Origin of the sequence: Pseudoalteromonas sp. AOP7-A1-14 (genome assembly GCF_052376275.1) — a bacterium.
GTDB lineage: Bacteria > Pseudomonadota > Gammaproteobacteria > Enterobacterales > Alteromonadaceae > Pseudoalteromonas.
Map to the genome: position 1 here is coordinate 1 of NZ_JBQSVO010000058.1, position 21,940 is coordinate 21,940.

At 39.7% G+C, this 21,940-nt stretch carries 25 protein-coding genes and 1 riboswitch; of the genes, 11 read left to right on the forward strand and 14 right to left on the reverse strand.

What is annotated here, in order from left to right:
• Together ACT3RM_RS10295 and ACT3RM_RS10300 are read right to left on the reverse strand one after the other, a co-directional pair.
• Positions 1-780, reverse strand: a 780-nt coding sequence (locus ACT3RM_RS10295; RefSeq protein WP_441835221.1) for a DUF481 domain-containing protein, incomplete at its 3' end; no start/stop codon positions are given.
• Positions 781-868: 88 nt separating this feature from the next.
• Positions 869-1,189 carry an HI1450 family dsDNA-mimic protein gene (locus tag ACT3RM_RS10300; RefSeq protein WP_441835220.1) on the reverse strand — a complete coding sequence of 107 codons (321 nt, stop codon included), beginning with the start codon at positions 1,187-1,189 and terminating at the stop codon, positions 869-871.
• Between the two features lie 615 nt (positions 1,190-1,804).
• Here ACT3RM_RS10300 and ACT3RM_RS10305 point away from each other — a divergent pair.
• The 7 genes from ACT3RM_RS10305 to ACT3RM_RS10335 are packed head-to-tail and all read left to right on the forward strand — an operon-like array spanning position 1,805 to position 6,377.
• Entirely contained in the window at positions 1,805-2,596 is a 792-nt protein-coding gene (locus ACT3RM_RS10305) for a crotonase/enoyl-CoA hydratase family protein (protein ID WP_441835219.1), read from the forward strand.
• A gap of 2 nt (positions 2,597-2,598) precedes the next feature.
• Complete coding sequence (locus ACT3RM_RS10310) at positions 2,599-2,952, forward strand: CidA/LrgA family protein (protein ID WP_441835218.1); 354 nt, start codon at positions 2,599-2,601, stop codon at positions 2,950-2,952.
• On the forward strand, positions 2,945-3,655 hold the full coding sequence (locus tag ACT3RM_RS10315; protein WP_441835217.1) for an LrgB family protein: 711 nt from the start codon (positions 2,945-2,947) through the stop codon (positions 3,653-3,655). The genes ACT3RM_RS10310 and ACT3RM_RS10315 overlap by 8 nt, the downstream gene beginning before the upstream one ends.
• A 42-nt stretch (positions 3,656-3,697) precedes the next feature.
• Positions 3,698-4,534, forward strand: coding sequence for a mechanosensitive ion channel family protein (locus ACT3RM_RS10320; RefSeq protein ID WP_441835216.1), 837 nt, complete (start codon positions 3,698-3,700; stop codon positions 4,532-4,534).
• Between the two features lie 44 nt (positions 4,535-4,578).
• Positions 4,579-5,679, forward strand: a complete 1,101-nt coding sequence (locus tag ACT3RM_RS10325) for a hypothetical protein (RefSeq protein WP_441835215.1) — start codon at positions 4,579-4,581, stop codon at positions 5,677-5,679.
• Positions 5,676-5,936, forward strand: a complete 261-nt coding sequence (locus tag ACT3RM_RS10330) for a hypothetical protein (protein WP_441835214.1) — start codon at positions 5,676-5,678, stop codon at positions 5,934-5,936. The genes ACT3RM_RS10325 and ACT3RM_RS10330 overlap by 4 nt, the downstream gene beginning before the upstream one ends.
• A gap of 24 nt (positions 5,937-5,960) precedes the next feature.
• Positions 5,961-6,377, forward strand: a complete 417-nt coding sequence (locus ACT3RM_RS10335) for a hypothetical protein (RefSeq protein ID WP_441835213.1) — start codon at positions 5,961-5,963, stop codon at positions 6,375-6,377.
• 7 nt (positions 6,378-6,384) lie between these two features.
• On the opposite strand, the gene ACT3RM_RS10340 is transcribed toward ACT3RM_RS10335, so the two are convergent.
• On the reverse strand, positions 6,385-7,089 hold the full coding sequence (locus ACT3RM_RS10340; RefSeq protein ID WP_441835212.1) for a tRNA1(Val) (adenine(37)-N6)-methyltransferase: 705 nt from the start codon (positions 7,087-7,089) through the stop codon (positions 6,385-6,387).
• Positions 7,090-7,165: 76 nt separating this feature from the next.
• Between ACT3RM_RS10340 and srmB the strand changes: the two genes are divergently transcribed.
• The gene (gene srmB / locus ACT3RM_RS10345) at positions 7,166-8,398 is read left to right on the forward strand and encodes an ATP-dependent RNA helicase SrmB (protein WP_064666361.1); all 1,233 of its coding nucleotides are present in this window, start codon (positions 7,166-7,168) and stop codon (positions 8,396-8,398) included.
• Positions 8,399-8,753: 355 nt separating this feature from the next.
• Positions 8,754-9,077: a BON domain-containing protein gene (locus ACT3RM_RS10350; protein ID WP_441835211.1), complete on the forward strand. Its 324-nt coding sequence runs from the start codon at positions 8,754-8,756 to the stop codon at positions 9,075-9,077.
• A gap of 184 nt (positions 9,078-9,261) precedes the next feature.
• Here the strand turns inward: ACT3RM_RS10350 and ACT3RM_RS10355 are convergent, their stop codons facing one another.
• The 5 genes from ACT3RM_RS10355 to yaaA all read right to left on the reverse strand — a co-directional run bounded on the left by ACT3RM_RS10355 (position 9,262) and on the right by yaaA (position 14,257).
• Entirely contained in the window at positions 9,262-11,262 is a 2,001-nt protein-coding gene (locus ACT3RM_RS10355) for an alpha-amylase (protein ID WP_441835210.1), read from the reverse strand.
• 206 nt (positions 11,263-11,468) lie between these two features.
• Complete coding sequence (locus ACT3RM_RS10360) at positions 11,469-11,663, reverse strand: DUF1289 domain-containing protein (protein WP_192542595.1); 195 nt, start codon at positions 11,661-11,663, stop codon at positions 11,469-11,471.
• Positions 11,664-11,764: 101 nt separating this feature from the next.
• Entirely contained in the window at positions 11,765-12,244 is a 480-nt protein-coding gene (locus tag ACT3RM_RS10365) for a DUF2059 domain-containing protein (protein ID WP_192542594.1), read from the reverse strand.
• 209 nt (positions 12,245-12,453) lie between these two features.
• The gene (locus tag ACT3RM_RS10370) at positions 12,454-13,368 is read right to left on the reverse strand and encodes a mechanosensitive ion channel family protein (RefSeq protein WP_192542593.1); all 915 of its coding nucleotides are present in this window, start codon (positions 13,366-13,368) and stop codon (positions 12,454-12,456) included.
• Between the two features lie 109 nt (positions 13,369-13,477).
• Positions 13,478-14,257 (reverse strand): peroxide stress protein YaaA, encoded by a 780-nt coding sequence (gene yaaA / locus ACT3RM_RS10375; RefSeq protein WP_441835209.1) that lies wholly within the window; start codon positions 14,255-14,257, stop codon positions 13,478-13,480.
• 251 nt (positions 14,258-14,508) lie between these two features.
• On the opposite strand from yaaA, the gene tal reads away from it, so the two are divergent.
• Positions 14,509-15,459, forward strand: a complete 951-nt coding sequence (tal, locus tag ACT3RM_RS10380; RefSeq protein ID WP_064666355.1) for a transaldolase — start codon at positions 14,509-14,511, stop codon at positions 15,457-15,459.
• 196 nt (positions 15,460-15,655) lie between these two features.
• The gene (locus tag ACT3RM_RS10385; RefSeq protein WP_441835208.1) at positions 15,656-15,844 is read left to right on the forward strand and encodes a DUF3545 family protein; all 189 of its coding nucleotides are present in this window, start codon (positions 15,656-15,658) and stop codon (positions 15,842-15,844) included.
• A gap of 98 nt (positions 15,845-15,942) precedes the next feature.
• Here ACT3RM_RS10385 and ung read toward each other — a convergent pair whose 3' ends face one another.
• The 6 genes from ung to ACT3RM_RS10415 form a co-directional block, all read right to left on the reverse strand.
• Positions 15,943-16,605 carry a uracil-DNA glycosylase gene (gene ung / locus ACT3RM_RS10390; RefSeq protein ID WP_441835207.1) on the reverse strand — a complete coding sequence of 221 codons (663 nt, stop codon included), beginning with the start codon at positions 16,603-16,605 and terminating at the stop codon, positions 15,943-15,945.
• Positions 16,598-17,452, reverse strand: coding sequence for a cobalamin-binding protein (locus ACT3RM_RS10395; protein ID WP_441835206.1), 855 nt, complete (start codon positions 17,450-17,452; stop codon positions 16,598-16,600). The genes ung and ACT3RM_RS10395 overlap by 8 nt, the downstream gene beginning before the upstream one ends.
• Positions 17,452-18,051, reverse strand: a complete 600-nt coding sequence (gene cobO / locus ACT3RM_RS10400) for a cob(I)yrinic acid a,c-diamide adenosyltransferase (protein ID WP_441835205.1) — start codon at positions 18,049-18,051, stop codon at positions 17,452-17,454. Before cobO ends, ACT3RM_RS10395 begins: the two co-directional genes overlap by 1 nt.
• The gene (locus tag ACT3RM_RS10405; protein WP_441835204.1) at positions 18,044-19,537 is read right to left on the reverse strand and encodes a cobyric acid synthase; all 1,494 of its coding nucleotides are present in this window, start codon (positions 19,535-19,537) and stop codon (positions 18,044-18,046) included. Before ACT3RM_RS10405 ends, cobO begins: the two co-directional genes overlap by 8 nt.
• 80 nt (positions 19,538-19,617) lie before the next feature.
• Entirely contained in the window at positions 19,618-20,637 is a 1,020-nt protein-coding gene (locus ACT3RM_RS10410; RefSeq protein WP_441835203.1) for a FecCD family ABC transporter permease, read from the reverse strand.
• Positions 20,621-21,442 carry an ABC transporter ATP-binding protein gene (locus ACT3RM_RS10415; RefSeq protein ID WP_441835202.1) on the reverse strand — a complete coding sequence of 274 codons (822 nt, stop codon included), beginning with the start codon at positions 21,440-21,442 and terminating at the stop codon, positions 20,621-20,623. Before ACT3RM_RS10415 ends, ACT3RM_RS10410 begins: the two co-directional genes overlap by 17 nt.
• A gap of 81 nt (positions 21,443-21,523) precedes the next feature.
• Positions 21,524-21,662, reverse strand: a riboswitch (cobalamin riboswitch).
• Positions 21,663-21,940: the final 278 nt, after the last annotated feature.

Genomic DNA, 21,940 nt, shown 5'->3' on the forward strand with positions numbered 1-21,940 from the left:
GAAACTATAAACCATTGTTGCACTGAGTTCAGAGTCATACTTTAATCGGTCGTCTTCTGGTTTAGAATTGTATCGGTATAAATACGCAAATTTTAACGACACCGCTCCCATAACTTGACTTATTAATGCGGTCTCAGATTTTAGCAGAGAGTTGAGCCCTGACAGCGACTGTTCAATACTAATGTCTTGATTAAAGCGAGTGCGTGTTGACACCGTACGCTCCCATTGCAAGGCAAGTCGCATTAAGTAACCTGTTTTAGTGTCATCCTCACTGCTAATATCTGACTCAGTGTCAGCTACTGAACGATATACGCCAGGACCAATATCAAAATCGACTTTATTTTTTACGCCTTGATAGAGTCTATTGCCGTAACCTGTTGCAATAGTTGACTTAAACTCCAAGCCACTAAATTGATCTTCTTCATAGTCACCATAGATAAACAATGAGGCATTTTTAATCCCTACTTTATAGTTACCCTGAGCCGAGAGAAAAATACGGTTTGCAGAAACGTCGTCACTACCCGTCTCTGAATTCTTGTCTCGTCTATAAAGGGTATCTATTTTGAATTGATTTCGCCATTCTTTAAGATCTTGATAAAGGTTACCTTTAAACTTAAAGCTAGTAGATTTGGTATTGCCACTACTAACGATAAATCCAAATTCGGTATCACCATAAAGCATTTCACCTTCATGAAGTTTATGTATTTCCTCGTCAGAGAGTTGACCATATTCGTTGAAATCTTCAAATGGATCGACAGCAAAACACCTAATGCTAAACATTAAGCATAATAGTAATCCAACTGAATAAATCTTCACTCTATTGCGCATCAACTAAACTTATCAAAAACGAAAAAATACTTCATGATATTTATTCACTATCTTTCCATAGAATATGGCAAAACGGTGCATCTTTGTCACGACTAATTAAAATTTTAGCAAAAAGTATATCTTGATTATCAAATTCTAAGCCTACCAACACTTGTAAAAAATTCTCAGACTCTATTTCGAGGGCTACAAAGTCTTGCCATTGTTCGTCAGGTTCACCCTCTTCAATAAAACCAAGCTCCTCGCGATGCTGATTAAAGTCTTCAACATCTTGCTCAGTAAGGTTATCGGGTGCTAACTCTAAAAAAATATCGTACGCTTGATGCGTAACTTCTTCTTCGCTGTATAACCGCGGACCTGACATAACCAACAACCTCTATACATCTAATGCCTACATCATACCAAACCTGGACAAATTTTTGCCAAAAAAAGTCAGATTTTCCTGACTTTTTTATAAATAACGAGTTTTTATTCTTTATAAGTCATACCTTTTATTTTTCATGTACTGCTTATACTAATTTACAAAATAGTGGCCGCGAACATTTAGATAACACAGTAACACCCAATCACATCCAATTACCCGCACCAGCCTAACTTGCGCATAGGTGTTATTTTCCATATCAATAATAATACCTTAGGTCCTGTGGTGTAATTACACTTGCTTTCAACGTTCAATCAGCTCACCTAATGCAGGTGTTTTTAGTTTTATTTCTTAATTTACTTTGGTACGCATTATAAACTCACAGTAATTTCCCTCTTTTTGAGTAACCACAGTAAACACTGAGATAGGAAGAGCTGCTTGCGTTACTTTTATTGCACCTAAACAGCCCGAAAAAGTAGTAACTATTATGGCTGTAACGCCCACCCCCTTTTAAATAGCCACAAATTATGTGGTAGCACATTCATATAACTCGCTTTACATCAATTTAATTAACTCGTAAGCTCAAAATTAACTGTTTAGAGAGGCTGACATGATTACATGATTGAATTTGATGTAAAAGGTAGTGTTGCGAGTGTCACGCTATCTCGTAAAAATAAGCAAAATGCCCTCAACTTCTTGATGTTTAAACAACTTGAAGCAGCCATAACAACCATTAAAAAGAATAAAAAGATTCGCGTGGTGGTGCTCAAAGGCGATGGCGAACATTTTTGTTCAGGCCTTGATATCTCTTGTGTAATGAAATCGCCTTCACAAATACTTAAGCTATTATTTAAGTGGTTGCCGGGAAACCGAAATTTAGCGCAGCAAGTGGTGCTTGGCTGGCAATCGTTAAGCATTCCCGTGATTGCTATTATTAACGGAAATTGTTTCGGTGGTGGCTTACAAATCGCGTTAGGTGCAGATTACAGAATTGCTCATACCCAAGCAAAGCTTGCAATAATGGAAGCTCGCTGGGGTCTTTGCCCTGACATGGGAGCAAATGTAGTATTACCCGGCTTAGTAAAAAAAGATCAAGCATTATGGCTTTCCTCAAGCGCCGAGCCTATCAGTGCCATAGAAGCTAAAAAGCTCGGGCTGATTACCGAAATAAGTGAACAGCCTGAAAAAACCTGCCAACTATTAATTGATAATTTACTTACTCGCTCACCCGATGCCCTTGGGGCAATTAAACGTGTTACCCAAGCCAGCTATTATAAAAATGAAAGATCTATTTTAGCTAAGGAAACATGGAGCCAAATTAGGTTATTACTCAACCCAAATACACGTAAGGCAATTAATAAAATGAAAGGCGATAATAATGTGATTTTTAATAACTCTAAACGTTGGTAATAATGCTTAAATATATTCTCAGCAGTATTATTATTTTAAGCTGCTTAGCGCTGGCTAAAATAATTATGCACTTTATTGGCGGCAATTTTCCGGCACCTATTTTAGCGATGCTTTTTTTATTAGCGCTGTTACTTATAGGAATAATTAAAGAACATCAAGTTGCTCCTTGCGCCTCACCTCTTTTAAACTTTATGCCGTTATTTTTCATTCCAGCTGGCGTTGGGTTTATTGAGCACTTGGATATAATTAATGCTCACTGGTCATTTCTAATTTCTGTGGTTATCTTGGTACCGCTAACCAGCGTGTTGCTCGTTGCCTCCATCATAAGTAGATTCAAAGGCAAACATAATGAATAATATACTTTGGTGGTTAACACCTATTTTATGTGCATTATTGTTTATACTGCTACGAATAATAAATAGCAAAACAAGTAATAGCTTTTTAAAGGTGTTCACTAATCCTGTATTTTTAAGTATCACCTTAATTGCGTTCATATTATTGAGCTTCGATCTACCCTACACGCAATTTAATCAGCATAGTGAATTACTGCGCTGGCTACTTGAGCCAGCCATTGTGGCACTCGCTTTACCGTTATATCAGCAATTTAAGCAAGTACGTAGCCAATTTTCACTCATGTTCGTTTGCTGTAGCCTTGGAGTGATCAACGCGACCTTTATCGCAGTACTGTTAAGCGCGTTATTTTCAGTACCTTCAGAATTAGCAGCCTCTACCGCGGCGCTTTCGGTAACAACTCCGATTACCCTACTCGTTACGGATGCACTTGGTGGCATACCCTCATTAGGCGCAGCTATGGTTATTTTTATTGGTTTATTGGGAGCTTTATTTGGCACTTTACTTTTAAAGGCCGTGGGAATATTTAATCACCAAGCACAAGGTGTGGCTATTGGTACAGCTTGTCATGCTATTGGTACTGCGGCTGTACTTAGTGAGCATCCTCGAATTGGCGCGTTTGCCTCCGTTGCAATGGCCCTATGTGCCCTACTTAGCGCTCTTATTGTACCTTTGCTCTATCCTATTATAAGACAAGCTCTGTTATAGTTAATGTGTTAGCTAAAACTAGATTTACGTAAAGGATAAGTAATGATCAGCTCCGAACTTCAACAAGTTGAAAAGTATTACACCATGGTCAGCGAGTACTTAGTGGAGTACAGCATGCAATTGGTTGGTGCTGTACTAATATTAATCTTTGGCTTGTGGGTTTCGCAAAAAGTAGCAAAGGTTGTTACCAAGTTAATGCAGCGACACAATATTGATATAACTTTAACCAATTTTATTAGTAATGTGGTTAAAGTACTATTTATTATTATGTTCATTATTATCGCACTGGGTAAAATTGGTATCAGCGTTACTCCGTTTGTAGCGGCAATTGGTGCAGCATCACTTGGAGCAGGCTTAGCTTTACAAGGGATGCTGTCAAACTATGGAGCAGGCCTGGCGATTATTGCAACTCGCCCTTTTATTGTTGGCGATACCATTGAAGTTAAAGGCGTAAGCGGTCAGGTAAAAACAATTGAGCTGGGTTATACTATTTTAATCAACGAAGAAAAAGTCGAGATCACTATCCCCAACAAACACATTGTTGGAGAAATATTGCACAACTCATTTAGCTACTCATTGGTTAAAGGAGAAATAGATATTGCGTATAGTGCCAACCCCGATGAAGCAATTAAACTTATCAATCAAGTGCTCATCGAGCATGAACTGGTTGCCACTAAACCGAGTTCACAAGTGGGCATTGAACGCTTTGCTGATAGAGGGGTCACTATTAGCTATCGCTATTGGGCACCAACGACTAAAATAATCGAAACTACACTCGCAATAAACGGCGGTGTATACGCATCAATTCAAGCCGCAGAGATTCAAATCCCATTTCCACAACGAGTGGTTACGTTAAATAAGCCTGAGCCATCGGATTAATTAAAATGCAATCAATTAAGCCTTATAGCTATTGCAAATACTTAATGCTAATACTTCTTGTAACACTATGTTGGCTACCACAATTTAATTTATACATAATTGATTTTATTGATCAAACTTTACTACAGTCATCATTAGTATACGCCTCAGCCCGTGGCGTTAATGGGGCTATTTCGCTATTACAATCGGCAGAAGTCGGTATTGGCATTGCTAGTATAGAACCAGCACAACTACTCGATCCGGTTAATGACTTAGCTGAATATATAGCAGGCGTTATGCGTTTTGCTATTGGTTCGTTGTTTATTCAGCGCATCCTTTACACAGTGTCGTCAGGGCTGTTATTTAATATTACCTTTAGTGTAGGTGCTGTGGTTTATATTGCTTGTGACTACCGAGGTTATTTAAAAAACATCAACAGCAGACTACTTACTAGTTTGATTATATTAAGGTTTTTAGTGCCTGCTATCATACTTGCTACAGGACTTGCTAGCCATGCGTTTTTAGATAAAGAAATTGATAGCCAAAATAGTAGCGTAGAAGATAAAGTGGCCGTAATACAAGCGAGTGCAAGCTCAACGTCAGCACTTTCAGCGCAAGTAAAAGCCAAGATTAATAGTCAAAAGCAAACCCTGCTTGATGAAGTTGAGCTGTTAAATACACAAATAATGCAACTAACAAACCGAGTTAAGAGCAACCAACGCGATATAACTAATTTAACTGAAAAGATTGATGCAATTCAAACGACGCGCACCCTAACCGAAAAACTAACCCTAACTGAGCTTGATGAAGCAAAACCATTAATAATTAAACAGCAAGATTTAAAAAGACAGCAGAGTAATTTGAACAATCAACTGGCAAAACTAGGTATGGAAAAAGCAGCGTTAATGCGCGAGCTCGCAGACTATAACGATCAATTATCGGGTAATAGCAACAGTAATATCAGCCGAATTATAGATGCAGTTACTTCCGGTATTAATAATATGCTTGAGTCAGTTGAAAACTTATTTATGGACTTTCTTAATCTAGTCGCGCTGCTATCCCTCAAGCTATTACTTATTCCATTGCTATTTTTGTACTTATTTAAAAAAGTTTTTGGTGTTATTTGGCGCACAACCCCACCTTCATCAAATAGCTCAGTTGCATGATAGAAATAGCCCATTTAATCGATAAAATTCCTATTGGTTACAGCGAGGTTTTATACAGCGGTGCGCGCTACAGTCTAACTCGTCAGGTATTCAATCAAGGTCAATCTGATAAAATATTTGCCAAAGAGCTTGCTGGTAATGACTTTATCAGCCTCAACTTCTATCGTCTTAAAAATTCAGTGCAATTAAAACCCTGCGAAATGCCAAGCGAAAAAGTTATTCACTTTTTAAAGCATTATAAAACGCTATCTAATTAATAAAAAACAAGAGCAATATAAATTATGTCTAACTTCACATTAATTACTGGTGATATGATTGAATTTAAACAGGGGAAAATAAATCCGCTAAAAAGTGCAGGCACAATAAGCACAGAGCCCCATCAACAGCTATTTTTTATCCCAAATCAAGCTGAGCCACTTATCAAAAGTGGTAAGTTACATGCAAACTTATTTAATCTAACGCAGTTAACATTGGCATGCTGTGATGATAATAAAAAAGATGTTATTCCAGTGCTCATCAAGCATCAAGGCACATTGCAAGACTATGTTGGCTTAACCGTTAAACAGCAGTTTAAAATTATTAATTATATCAGTGCTGATTTATCCAAAGTGACCTTAACCACCCTACTACCACAACTTATTAACGACCCAAAACTTGTGCAAATTCAGCTTGATGAAGTAAAACAACTTTGCTCCTAGTTTTTATTCAGCCGCGCATTTTTAAATAAAAGTCACGACATAATTTAGTGTAGTCTTGGCTGTACTCATTCATCTCATTGTAAATACAAAGTGCTGATTCAACACAATCCAATTGCGCATACCCTAAGGTCATTAAACTGCGCGTTGCGCTTTTTTTTAATGTTGTTTTTACTTTGCAGCGCCGCTGTAAATACACTTGAGACTGCTTTGCTATAGCAATAAACTCCTCAGCTTCTTTACAGGGTAAAATCACATGAAGCCGCGATTTGTTATGGCTTAATCGCTTAAATGCTTCGAGCAACTCAGTAAAGCTTAATTCATCAGTATGTCTTGCCAAGTTTCGGGCTCGATTATCACCTTTCAAACTATGGTTAAAATAAGGTGGATTGCTGATGATTACATCATAAGGTTGGCCGCTTTGGTAATCTTGTATAGTACCTTCAAAAAGCGTTATATCTGGCCATGGACTTTGAGCTATATTGTTTTTAGCATCTACAGCCGCGCCATGGTCAATTTCAACAGCATCAATTAGTAAGCTCGGTTTTCGCTGCTTACACATTAGCGCTAATAACCCAGTGCCACTGCCAATATCAAGTAAGCGCTGAGCATCACTTAAATCAGCCCATGCCCCGAGTAAAATACCGTCAGTTGATACTTTCATGGCTGTACGTGTTTGGTTAACTTTAAACTGCTTAAAAACAAAGCCTGACATTTTTTCACCTTTTCATTCACCAACTGGCGGATAGCGCGTATAATTAACGGCAATTGTCCTCTATTTTTGACACTCTATGCAATTTTCTGATTTTGATATTGATAACAAGCTACTACAAGCCGTCGCTAAAATGGGTTATGAAACCCCTACCAGCATTCAACAACAAGCAATTCCTGAAGCGCTACAAGGGCGTGACATTTTAGCCTCTGCACCAACAGGTACTGGTAAAACAGCGGCATTTTTGATCCCAGCGATTCAATACTTACTTGATTTTCCGCGTCGTGAACCTGGTTTTGCCCGCGTGTTAATAATGACACCAACGCGCGAGTTAGCTTATCAAATTCATGAACAGTGTGAACTACTTGCCAAAGGCACTCACCTTAAAATAGGCGTAGTAACTGGCGGTATTAACTACGGTACGCACAAAGAAATTTTTGAAAAAAATAACGACATTTTAATTGCCACGCCAGGGCGATTAATGGAATACCTAGAAACCGAAAACTTCCACGCTGAAAATGTCGAAATGCTTATTTTAGACGAAGCCGACCGCATGCTAGACATGGGCTTTCGTAAAGAAATGATGCGCATTTGTGAAGAAGCTAAAAACCGTCGCCAATGCTTTTTGTTCTCAGCCACTCTTGAAGGTGACAGTGTTGAACGTTTTGCAGAACAAATCTTAAATGACCCTGCACTGCTTGAAGCGGAGTCATCACGTAAAGAAAAAGCTAAAATTCACCAGTGGATCCATTTGGCTGATGACTACCATCATAAACTGGAATTACTGGTTAATACCCTGAATGGCCCAGATGTTAGCAAAGCGATTGTGTTTGTAAAAACCCGTGAGCGCCTTGAAACCTTAATTGGTGAGTTAACTAACAACGGTGTTAAAGCTGCATGGCTGCGTGGTGAAATGCCGCAAGACAAGCGCATGAAAGCGATGGAAAACTTCCATTCTGGTCGTACTAAAATTTTAGTCGCAACCGATGTTGCCGCCCGTGGTATTGATGTTGCAGACATCAGCCATGTAATTAACTTTGATATGCCGCGCACCGCAGATGTGTATGTGCATCGTATTGGCCGTACTGGCCGCGCCGGTAAAAAAGGCATCGCGATTTCATTAGTGGAAGCCCACGATATTGCAATTGTTGCCAAAGTTGAGCGTTACACTGAGCAAAAGCTGAAACGTCGTGTTATCAAAGGTCTTGAGCCACAACATAAAGAAGCTAAATTACCGATCAAAAAGCTTAAAGATCCGGCTAAAATAAAAGCCCGTAAAAAAGCAAAAACGAAAGTCAAAAAGAAAAAATAACAGTAATTAACCTAAATTCTGGATAATTAACAAAGCCGAGCAACTACCTAAGCTCGGCTTTTTAGTTTTTGTGCTGCCTTTTACTAATAACTTTTAAACCTTTCATACCAGCCAATTCATTGAGATACCTCTGATAAGCTTCACAACAGCCCCAATCTTAGTAATCGACTGTGACTCCGAAGCAGCAGATTACATAGCACCTTACTTTTTTACCCAGTGGAATGTAAAAAATTCTCAGCTGCATGTTTTTATAAAATTAATAACTTTTAATTTCAATAAGTTGTTATTGGAACAGTTTTTGAGAGAGTAGGATTACTATTTACTAAGCAAATACAATAAACGTTGTGAGGGAAACATGAACCGCTTTAAATTAACCATATCTTTGGTATCACTTTGCTGTGTATTTTTACTCGCCTGTGCAACACAAGTCAGTGCAACCACCAGCACAATTATGATCAGTAGCGTTTCCCCTCAACCAACGCTACAGCAAACACTTGTTAATAAACTGCGCAGCAATCCAAACCTCAACTTATCACAACTGCAAGTCCACGTTGATGGCAACAAAGTAGCCTTATACGGCCAAGCAGAAACCGGCTTTGAACGCGCGTTGGCACAAAAATTTTTAGAAAATACTCAAGGTGTGGCAATTATTGAAAATAAAATGCAGATAAGGGATTAGGAAATTAGGTTAGAGGCGCTAGGCTAAAGATTGTAGAATTAAAGCACTAAAGCAACTGATTTACTAATAGTTCAACTAAGGTGTATTAAAACACAAAAAAGCTAATCTCCAGAACATGACTTACAAAGTAAAATCCCAGCTAAACGCATACTTATGGTTTAGCTGGGGTGTTCCTGTAATAAAATTAGAAGTTGCGTATTTCTACAGTTGAATTACTAAACTCGAACTTATTAATTTTGCCGCATTGAGCAACATGATTAGTGCTAACATAAGGGGTGTTTGCTTGCGCTATATCGCCCTCCCAGCCCTGACCATTTTTAATAAACGCTTTGACCTCAAACCAGCCATTAACCGCTTTGCTGCAATCCATATCAACATCGAGCAGCCAATAATGCTCTCCCCAAATATTTAGCGGTGTAACACCAAAGCCATCGTTAGCAACGGTTTTTTCTGCTCCCCAAGCTGCGGGCCAAATATTAGTGGTCCAATCGGTTGCCGTGCCTTGCGCTTCACTACTTTGGCCACTTTCAACACCGTACCAATCTAGGTAGTTGTCGTTCGCTTTCCAAGGACTGGTAGTGGCATTTTTTAAATTATTGTGGCGAATTGGCATCGCACATTCAAAATTACTTGTTTGGCAGTTACGCCCAAGGTTTGTGTTTGCATAAACATGGTCAATCCCGCCGCGGATAAACATATCTTGGCCACTTTGCGTTTGTGCGCTAATGAATACCACAGTGCGCTGCCAATCACTCTCAGGATTGGGGGGGGTTATTTTGGCATTTTTATGAATAGCCATTGCATCCCACGCTGCTACATTTAAGTTAATAGTGCCATTTGCATTAACCGTTATAACTTCACCAGTACAACTTGTTGCATCATTCGCTAATTCTCCCTTTAACACATTGCAGTACTGCCCTGGAGCCATATCTGTTTGTACTGTAGCATTAAGTGTTGAATCTTCTTTATTAATTGCAACATGGCCTGAACTTCCTCTACCAAACGCAATTTGGTTATGTGTATTATCCCACCAATTGGTTGTTGCCCAGTTATCTGTCGTGTTATTTCTAAAATCTACGCCACCGGCAATGTATGACCAACGATGTTCACATTTCCAATTACTTGCAAAGCATTCTAAGTTCCCATTGTTATGCACTGGCACGCTAGGGCCACCGGCATCTGTATCACCATGAAAGTCATAACTAGACATTACTTTTGGATAACCATACGGGTAAGCCAACATAAATACATTTGCTAAGTCGTACAAACGGCCATCGGCAAAGGTAATTACATTGCCAGCGCCACCATGACCACGTTGATTATCGTGATTATCTACAAATACCACAGCTGATGCACTTGGCATAAATCCCCAGCCTTCACCAAAATTACTTAACCATGCAAGCGAGCCATTTCTAAAGGTATTGCCAAGCTCTGTGCTGTATTTAAACTCAGTGACTAAACCAGTGGCTAAGTATTCTGAAGCTGTTACTGCTTCGCCACCTTGATCTATCACTTCTTGAAACACTACTGGCGAACCATTTATTTTCGCCATTAAACTTTGAATATCGCTGGCAGCAACGTGTTTAGCTGCATCAAACCGAAATCCCTTAACACCAATGGCTTGTAATTCATTAATGTAAGCCGCTAATGTGTTTTGAACATACGTTGCAGCTGTGTCTAAGTCGGCCAAGCCGACTAGCTCACAGTTTTGTACTCGGTAACGATCGTTTCCATAATCAGAGTCATTAATAGTGCAACTAGCATGAAAGTCTTGTGGGCTATAAATTGAGTATTGTTTATTACCATAGGTATTACCAGCGGTGCCTGTTCCACTGCCTGCCGCCATATGATTGATCAAGGTATCTACATAAATATCAACGCCAGCGGCATCACAACGATTAACCATATCAATAAACTGCTCACGGCTACCGCCTCGGCTTTGTAACAGGTAACTGACAGGTTGATAACGCGTCCACCATTGACTGCCAATGATATGCTCATTGGGTGGTGAGACCTGAACCGCGGCATAGCCTTTAGGTCCTAGGTATTGTTCACATTCTAGGGCGACATCTTGCCAATTCCATTCAAATAAATGGACGAATGTGGTGGGTGCTGCATTTGCAATCGATGCAGTACTTAGGCCAACGCTTAGCCCTATCGTGGTTGCTATTTTTTTAATTTTCATTGTGTTTTCCTTATGTTGTCATTTAGGTGCCTTTACATTTACAAGCGATTAACAATAGAATAGTTCTAACAGAATAAAAATTGAATACGTATGCAATCAAAATACAATTGATTACGTTATGAGAGTAAGTGGTGCTGCTTAAATCGTGCTAATTAGATTGAAGTTTGGAATCGCTTTTTCAGACTCAAAGATGTTCTACGCAGTGGTTATTTTTGCTTAGCGCTTTTGCGAATTTGGCATTCATTAAGGATCTGCTGTTTTTGCTCTAAAGTAGCACTATGCCACGCTAAAATGTCAGCGAGTGTTCTAAAGCAACCAAGACATATATCATTATTATCTAAACAGCAGTGGCGAATACATGGATTTTCGGGCTGTTCAGTACCCTGTGTTTGACTAGCCATTACTAAAGCCTGCTTTATTATCACTTACTAGACACTAGCGTGTGTTTGAAGCTGTGTCTAATAAGTGCTTAAAAAGCAGCCGCAATCACGACGGTAGTTTCTTACTTACCTTGATGCTTTGCTAAGAAAGGTTGTAGCCTTTCAAGCAGTAGAGCTTGTTTTAACTGACCTTCTTGCATACCAAGTTGTGCACCGATCTGCATTAGTTGCGGTGATTTAGCGAGAAATTTTTGCCCTGTAGGTGTTTCATAAAATGCGATTAACTCATTAATTTCTTTATCAGTAAAACTTTCTGAGTACACTGCAACCAATTTAGTTAAAATTGCTTGTTGGTCAAAGTCGTATTTAAACCAATCTCGATAAATATTTTTCAGCTCCTCTTTCGCCGCATCATCCAATTGTAACTGTGATGCCATTTGCTCAATGACTGGCAACATGGCTTCAAAACCGCCAGTCATCTGCTTATCCATGCCCATTACTGCAAACATTCTTTCAACTGAGCTTATTTGCTGCTCTTTTGCATAACTGGTGTTGGTTAATATTAATAATGATAGCGTGCACGTTGCGATGAGCTTTTTCATCGTAATTTCCTTATAGATTAATAAACGAGAATTTAGCAATCTTACCCTATTAGTGCTAACTGTCTTTAAAAAGTTGCAGTTAATTATCCATAAAGTTATTAAAGCCTTCATGATTATCTAACACCGTTATGTAAATCAGACCTATCAGCAGGTAACTTTTACCTGCTGATAGTTCACCACAGTTCAGGTTAGTTATTAAATAAAGCAGTCTATTGCTCTGTCTGCTGTTGTTTATCACTGATCATCGCATCGAGTTTTTCACCGCCTTTAATAGCAAAGTCAAGCGTGCGAATTGGGAATGGAATGCTAATATCAGCGTCATTAAGCGCCTGCTTAACGGCCACGATTGCTTTATGGCGGACCGTCATATAATCCGCCTCACCGGGGTATTTGATCCAAAACCACACCAGCAAATTGACACTGCTGTCGCCAAAACTGTCGGCATAAACGGCCGTTTCCTCTTGTTTAATGACAAAATCAAATTCATTAATTTTTTTAACGATCACTTCGGCTGCCTGCTCTGGATCATCTGCGTATGAAATTCCTACTGGCACTTCAATACGGCGCACACCTAAGGTGCTGTAATTACGTAATACATTGCGAAACAGTATTTTGTTAGGCACTAAAATTAATTGTCCATAGAAGTTCTCAACCAGCGTATTACGCAAATTTATTGACTTAACAGTACCAAATACATCATCGGTTTTAATCACATCGCCGGTTTTAAAAGGCTTGCGAATACCCATGGCAATACCTGCTATAAGGTTTTCGGTCATATCCTGAAAGGCAAAACCAATCGCTAGCCCCACAATACCGGCACCTGCAAGCAGTGAGGTTACTGTGCCTTTTAGCCCCATAAAATCGAGTGCGATAAATAAACCCACACACAGTATCAGCACCTTAAATATTGAGGCCATTAAATCAGCGATTTGTTTGGAATCCAAAGAGCGGCGCAATAAATTACGCATCATCGAACCTAAAAAACGCGCTAGGATGGAAAATACAATGGCAATCATCACTGCCACAATGAAGTTAGGGATATGGCTTATGACAACATCAAACCAACCACCGAGTTTTTCTTCTATTAATTTTTCAGCTTCACTGATAGAAGGTATTTTTAACATTATTAAACCCTGATTGTTCTACATATAGGATCAGGTTCGTGCAAAATCAGCGCCAAAACTAAAAAGCCATGCAATGCATGGCTTTTTAAGCGTTTAATGCTGGTAGAAATTAGTTTTGCTCATCACGCAAAAATACCGGCTCAAGCTCTTTTTGGCTTGCTTCACTGCTATAGTAGTAACCATCAACAGTAAACTTTTTTAAATCGCTTAATTGGGTAACTTTATTCTCAATAATGTAGCGAGCCATCAAGCCGCGGGCTTTTTTCGCGTAAAAGCTGATAATTTTATATTGACCATTTTTGCAGTCTTTAAAGTGCGGAGTAATGATTTGCGCGTTTAAGGTTTTTTTATCAACCGCTTTAAAATATTCGTTTGACGCTAGGTTAACTAAATATTTGCTATCTTGCTCTGCAAGTACAGTATTAAGTTTGTCTGCAATAATACTGCCCCAAAACTCATACAGGTTTTTACCACGACTATTATCGAGCTTTGTGCCCATTTCTAAGCGATACGCTTGCATTAAATCTAGTGGTTTTAATAACCCATACAAACCTGACAAAATACGTAAGTGGCTTTGTGCATAATCAAGTTGCCCAGCAGTTAAGCTGTTGGCATCTAAACCGCCATATACATCGCCATTAAAGGCCATCACAGCTTGTTTAGCGTTATCTGTTGTAAACGGCTGCGACCATTCACTAAAGCGCGCAGCATTAAGGCCTGCGAGCTTATCGCTAATTTTCATTAAACTGCTAATTTGTGCTGGTGTTAACTCGCGACATACAACCATTAACTCTTCGCTGTGTTCAAGTAACTCAGGTTGCGTGAATTTATCGGTACTTGCTTGGCTCTCGTAATCTAAATTTTTTGCAGGTGAAATAACAGTGATCATAGTTAGCTATTGACTTGGAAATTATTTAATGTCAATTTCAACATTAAATGGAACGAAAAGCACGTTTTGTTTATATCAATCTGCCAGCATTGATTGGTATGATACCTACCTTATTCGCATCGCAGATTAAGCAATGCACCTTCGTTCTTTACTGATACGGACATAAGACCTATAAAGCACTGTCACAGTGCTGCAGTATAAGGTAGTTACAGTAGATTTTTCTTTTAACTTGCTTGGAATGAGGAAAGCAAATGACTTCAGCTCTACAAAGGCTCAAACAACATTCATCTATCGTGGCTGACACTGGTGATATTGAAGCGATTAAAAAACACCAACCGGAAGATGCAACAACTAACCCTTCATTGCTCTTAAAAGCCAGCGAAATTGAAGCCTACAAGCCATATTTAGATAAAGCGTGGAGTTACGCTAAAGAAACCGAGCAAGACCCTGCTAAGCAATTAGAATTGGCCTGTGATTACTTTGCGGTATTACTAGGTAAAGAGATAAGCGAGATTGTACCTGGCTATATTTCTACCGAAGTTGATGCACGTTTATCGTTTGATACACAAGCAACAATCAATAAAGCCCATACCTTGTTAAGCCTGTACGAGAAAGAAGGCGTAAGCAAAGATAAAATCTTAATCAAGGTTGCTTCAACATGGGAAGGTATTAAAGCTGCTGAGCAACTAGAAAAAGAAGGCACTAAATGTAACTTAACCTTGCTATTTAGTGATGCCCAAGCCCGTGCTTGTGCCGATGCTAACGTATTTTTAATCTCACCATTTGTTGGCCGTATTTTAGATTGGCACGTAGCCAACGGTATGGAAAAACCAACCGATCCATTACAAGATCCTGGTGTGCAATCTGTACGCAGTATTTTTGAATTTTACAAACGCCATGATTATAAAACCGTGGTTATGGGCGCAAGCTTCCGAAATACCGGTGAAATCATTGCCTTAACTGGTTGTGACAAGCTAACGATCAGCCCTAACCTTTTAGAAGACTTAGGCAACCTTGAAGGTGCGCAAGAATACTTACTTGAAAGTGATATTGCTAAAGAGCCAAAACCAGCTCCTTTAACTGAAGCACAGTTCCGCTGGTTACATAACCAAGATGCGATGGCTACTGAAAAATTAGCCGAAGGTATCCGCTCATTTGCAGATGCACAAGAGCAACTAGAAGCACGCTTTAAAGCAATGTAACTGCTTTTTCAAGTTACATTGTTAAAATAGAAAACGTCGCAATTGCGGCGTTTTTTTATGTTTAAAAAAACAGTAAAGCTAATCCCTATTCACTAATTTATCATTTATCTGTAACATTAATGTCACTTTTTTATTCTATTTTAGCTTTGCCTGTGATATAGGTATTTTTGAGGTTCAAAATTCAATAGGAGAAGTTATGGATAGCCTAGACGATATTTTAGAGATATTAGAAGGTCCTAGTACAACAAGAAAAACCTCTCAGAAAAATAAAAAAAGAAAGTGGCGCGAAATAGAAGCTTTGAAAGACAAGCATCGTTTGCGCAAAGAACTACAGGAGCTCGACTACTTTACAGATAGTATTGCAGTTGATGAGTTAGATTTTTAACTAATCATGCAATACACCCTAACCAACTAAAAGGCCCTTTAATATTATTAAAGGGCCTTTTTAATACTAATTGCATGCACATGCATGAGTTGTTTGCATTAAACCTGCCAATCAATCGCGCTTTTTCCCTGCTCTATTAATAACTGATTAGTTTTTGAAAAGTGCTGACAGCCAAAAAAGCCACGATGAGCTGATAGCGGTGAGGGGTGTGGACCATTTAAAACAAGGTGACGTGAACTATCAATACTTTTACCTTTTTTTTGCGCATGTGCGCCCCATAAGATAAACACCACACCTTCACAATGCTGATTTATATGCGCAATTACCTCACTGGTAAACTGCTCCCAACCAAGGTGTTTGTGTGAATGTGCTTGGCCCTGTTCAACGGTTAGTACCGTGTTTAGTAAAAACACCCCTTGCTCTGCCCAGCGTTGTAAGTAACCATGCTCAGGGATGCTAAAGCCCGCAATATCAGTTGCCAGCTCTTTATAAATATTTTTAAGTGAAGGTGGTAATTTAGTTACTTCAGGTAATACTGAGAAACACAAGCCATGCGCTTGCCCTTCACCATGGTATGGGTCTTGTCCAAGTATGACCACTTTAATGTCACTCAGTGGTGTTGCATCAAATGCGCTAAACACTTGTGATGCTGGCGGGTATACAACAGCCCCTTCACTGCGTTTTTGCGCAACGATGTCAAGAGTCTCTTGCATGTAGGGTTTTGCACACTCAGTTTTTAAAAAGCTTTGCCAATTACTCATATAGCCTCCTTGAAACGGCGCGAGAGTCATCTATTTTAGTACACATATCATCCAGCCCTTCGAGCACACGTGTTGTAAAGCGGTGTAATACATCAGCATTAACACTAATAAACTGATTATGTTGTATAGCAGGCACTTCAGGCCATTGTGACCAATCAATCACGGCTTGCTGCTTTTGTGATTTTTCATCTGGTAAGATAATTACCTCAGGCTTTGCGACAACAACATTTTCAATGCTGATCTGCGGATAATCTGTGCGGCTATTTGCAAACACATTACGGCCTTGGCAAATGTCGATCAATTGATTGATCCAAGTATTTTTGCCAACCGTCATCATCGGCTCTGGCCATAGCTGATAAAATATCGCCACCTTACTTTTATCTTTATATTTGGCTTTAATTACAGCAATGTTATTTTCAAATTTAGTTGCGGCCTGCTCAGCTGATTGCTCGCGCCCGGTGAGTGCACCTAAGCGGCGCAGTTCATACGGGACTTTATCAACCTCACTGGCATCACTATATGAAACTTCAATACCAAAACTTTTAATACGCGCTAAATCTTCCGCTTTGCTACCCGTTTTCCATGCCAGAACCAGGTCCGGTTTAAGCGCTAATAGCTTTTCTAGTTGAATACCTTGATGACCGCCAATACGAGGGATATTATTAGCTGCTGCTGGAAAGTCTGAATATTCTACAGTACCTACGATTTGCTCACCGGCCCCTATTTCAAAAAGATTCTCAACAATATGTGGTGCCAGGGCGATGATTCTTAACTGCTGCTTGCTTGAAGCCAAAGCAAGGTTAATGCTTTGTATGGCGACGAACAGAATAAGGACAAGCCTAACCATTAGTAATCAAAGCCTATTTGTGCTTTGACACCGGCATCAAATGCGTGTTTAACATTACGCACTTCACTGACGGTATCAGCTAAATCAGTTAATTTACGGTGCGCGCCACGCCCTGTAATGATTAAAGACTGCATTGGCGGACGGTTAGCGATAACCTCCAGCGCTTCATCTAAATCAATGTAGCCGTAAGTGATCATATAAGTGATTTCATCAAGTAACACTAAGTTAATTGATTCATCGGCCAACATTCGTTTAGCTTCTTGCCAGGTAGTTTGCGCTGCAACCGTGTCTGATTCTTTATTTTGCGTCTCCCAAGTAAAACCAGTATTCATAATAGCAAACTCAACGCCTGCGCCTTGTAGCACATTACGCTCACCACACGGCCAAGTCCCCTTAATAAACTGACACACAGCGGCTTTCATGCCGTGGCCTACACAGCGTGTTACCGTGCCAAAACCTGAGGTTGATTTACCTTTACCATTGCCGGTAATAACCTGAAAAACACCTTTTTCTGTTTGTGCGGCAGCAATACGCTCATCAACTTTGCTTTTTACTTTTTGTTGGCGTTGTTGGTGCTTGTCGTTACTTATGTCACTCATGATCAACTCCCTCCCAGTTTTGATAAATTTGCGTTATTTTGTCTAAATCTAAATGCTCTTTGCACATATTCGCTAAGCGCGTTAATTGCTGTTCGCGATGTGTGTCTATGTCTATTAACTGAGTTATACCACTATTTGGCAATACCCAATCAAGTATTAATTGAGTGGCGCTACTGTTATCAAACAGGCCGTGTAAGTAAGTGCCTGCTATATTATTATCATCAGATATAAAGCCATCATGTGCTACATTATGCGGATGCTCAGTAAACTTTAAAAAAGGCTGTTCAAGTGCAGGACCTTGGCTGCTGCCCGCATGTATCTCATAGCCTTTAACACTTGCCTTTTTAGTGTTTAAGTAAATAACACCCGAGGCTTGAGTCAATACTTTTTGCACACCTAGTTGTGTTTTAAGCTGTGCAAGTGCTAAACCTTTAGCGTGTTTTTGGCTAGATTCAACACCTGTTAAATCAAAAATATCCGTACCTAACATTTGTAAACCACCGCAAATCCCCAATACTTTGCCACCATAACGAAGGTGGCGTTTTATTTGGCTCTCCCACCCTTCATTTTTTAAAAAAGCCAAATCACTAATGACATTTTTACTGCCTGGAATAATAATTAAATCAACATCTGGGATTACTTGGGTATGACGAATATAGTTAATATCAATATAAGGGTTTAATCGCAGGGCATCAAAATCTGTATGGTTGCTAATATGTGGCAAAAGTAACACCGCTATTTTTACTTTCCCTTGGTTCACTTGATTATCAACCACGAGAGCATCTTCAGCATCGAGTGCTAAATCATGTAAATACGGTAATACGCCAAGTACAGGTTTACCAGTATATTCCTCTAACCAATCAAGGCCGCTTTGTAGCAAACTTAAATCGCCTCGAAAACGGTTGATCACAAAACCTTGCACCCGGGCTTGCTCTGACTCGCTTAAAAGTGCCAATGTGCCAATTAAATGCGCAAAAACACCGCCTTTATCAATATCAGCTATAATGATTACAGGACAATCAACTGCTTCAGCGTAACCCATATTGGCGATATCACCTGCGCGTAGGTTTATCTCAGCAGGGCTGCCCGCGCCTTCAACTACTAATAGCTCAAACTCTTCACTTAAACGTTGTTGTGAGACAAGCACCGCATTCATCGCTACTTGTTTATAGTTATGATAAGCGTCTGCTTCCATGTTACTAATCGCTTTACCATGAATAATCACTTGTGCACCAGTATCGCTATTCGGCTTGAGTAAAACAGGGTTAAAATCAATCCTCGGCGCGACTTTAGCGGCTATTGCTTGTAGTGCCTGCGCTCGACTAATCTCACCGCCATCTTCTGTTACAGCACTATTGAGCGCCATATTTTGCGGTTTAAACGGCGCTACTTTAATACCTTGATCTACAAATACCCGACAAAGCGCTGCAACTAAGGTACTTTTACCCGCATCAGATGTCGTGCCTTGGATCATAATCGTTTTCATAGTCATCTTATTTTAGAATATCAGCGTAACTCAACTAATAGTATTGCTATAATTAAGGCTAAGCTTTGAAAGTTGTATCATTAACACCTTCGTTTTTTAAAACACAGTAAAGATAGAAAGAATACACTACCTATCGCCGAGGTGATCACACCAATAGGTAACTCTTGGTTATTCATGATACTGCGTGAGAGCACATCAACCCAAACCATAAAAGTACCGCCAACAAAGGCCGTCATAGCAAGCCCAGTTACCGTACCTTGAGAGACAAAAAAGCGTACAATATGGGGGATCATCAAACCAACAAAACCAATACCACCACATAAAGCCACTAATACAGCGGTGATCAACGAGCTTAAAATCAACATTAATAATCTAAACCGCTGAACTGGAATGCCGAGTGTTGCCGCACTTTCATCGCCAAGTAACATAGCATTAAGTTGACGCCTAAAGCCCATCATCAAAGCAGTGCAACTGAGTATTACCAAAGCAGGTAGCCACAATGAGTGCCACTGCGCACGAGAAAAACTGCCAAGACTCCAAAATAAAATAGCAGTGATCGCTTGCGGATCGCTAAAATAAAGCAATAAGCTGGTAAATGCGCTGAACAAAAATGATAGCGCGACGCCCGCCAGCAACATAGTTTCAACTTGCCCTGAGCCTTTACGCCCAGCAATAACAACTAATAAAACCATTGCTAGCATACTGCCAACAAATGCAGCTAGTGACATTGAAAAACCTGCACTAATGCCAGTTAACGTTATAAAACACACCACACCAAATGAGGCACCTGAAGAAATACCAAATAAATACGGATCGGCAAGTGGGTTACGTGTCACTGTTTGCAGGATAAGCCCTGCAATTGCTAAACCAGATCCCGCTAAGAATGCTAATAATGTGCGAGGCATACGTAGCTGCCAAATAATTCGCTCAATAAAAGGTTCGCTTCCTTGCCCAAACCACTGACCGAACCATTGCCCAACAACACTGTTATAAACATCAATAAACTTACTAGGCGCGGCACCAAAATTTAAAGCAGCAAAAATACTCAATACACTTAACGTTATGGTTAAAATAAGACTGAACTTATTTTTTAGCTGCATCACGCTCTCCAATTTGATAACCGTAAAAGTAAGTTATATGTGGAATGGTCTTATCACGGCTTTGCGGATGAGTTGATACTTTTGCGCATACACCAAAAACCTCACTAAGCATTTTCTCAGTAATAACCTCTTGAGGTTTGCCTGCTGCAACTATTTCTCCTTGATTTATAACAAGGAGTTCGTCACAAAGACTAGCGGCTAAATTTAAATCGTGGAATGAAGCAAGTACGGTAACATTTAAAGACTTTGCCAGCTCCATTAACTGTATTTGATATTTCACGTCAAGATGGCTGGTCGGCTCATCCATGATCAGAAGTTGTGGCCTTTGCACTATCGCACGGGCTATCAGCGCACGTTGTTTTTCCCCACCTGAAAGCGAATCAAATACTTGATTACTATGCTCAGTTAAATCAACTTGTGCAATTGCTTGCTGAATAAGTTTTTTATCATCATTTGTTGTGCCACTAAAAAGGCGTTTGTGTGGCGTTAGGCCAAGGCTTACCACATCAAAAAGAGAAAGGTTAAATTGTGAAGGCGTTTCTTGTAAAACAACAGCAACCTGCTTAGCATAATCATCTGAATTAAGTTGCCAAATATCATGCCCTGAAAGTCGTACATCGCCTTTACTGGGCTTACAATAGCGATAAATACAGCGAAGTAAACTTGATTTTCCAGCCCCATTTGGTCCCAGTAAACCAATAAACTTACCGTGATCTACTGATAAGTTTATACTTTTAAGAACTTCTGTATCAGCAACAGCCCACGATAGCTCATTCACTGTTATTAGCGGTGTGTTTATCTGCAATGTATGTCTCTGCTCGAAGCGTAAAACCCATACAGTAAACACCAGTACAAAGACTTGCGTATAAAGTGAGTTTACCCGCTCATTGATGAAATAAAGGTGTTTAGTATCTGACTTACAGTATGAACTGTTTACAGTTGCGGGAACAGCTAAGGATTTTCACCTCATTCCTAAACACTCGTCTATTATGAGCAGGTTAGTAAATATTTCAATTAATATTTAAAGTAGAATTTATGAGGTTCTTTTTTGAAGGGGGAATATGAGGCACTGAAGTATTCTTGGTGTTCTTTTCACTTTCCCGTGGACGTAAAAAGCCCGACGCTTTCGAATTGGGCTTTCTTTAATTTGAAGCCGGGTAATGCGTAGTGCCGACACCGGTAGAGAGTCGCATAACAAATACGACACTGTCTTTGCAAGGGCTCGCCCAGAGCGGCTGTGTTTCACTACTGAGTTCGCTACGGGGTCCTGGATTGGGGTATTGGCTTGGTGTTTTTACTTTAC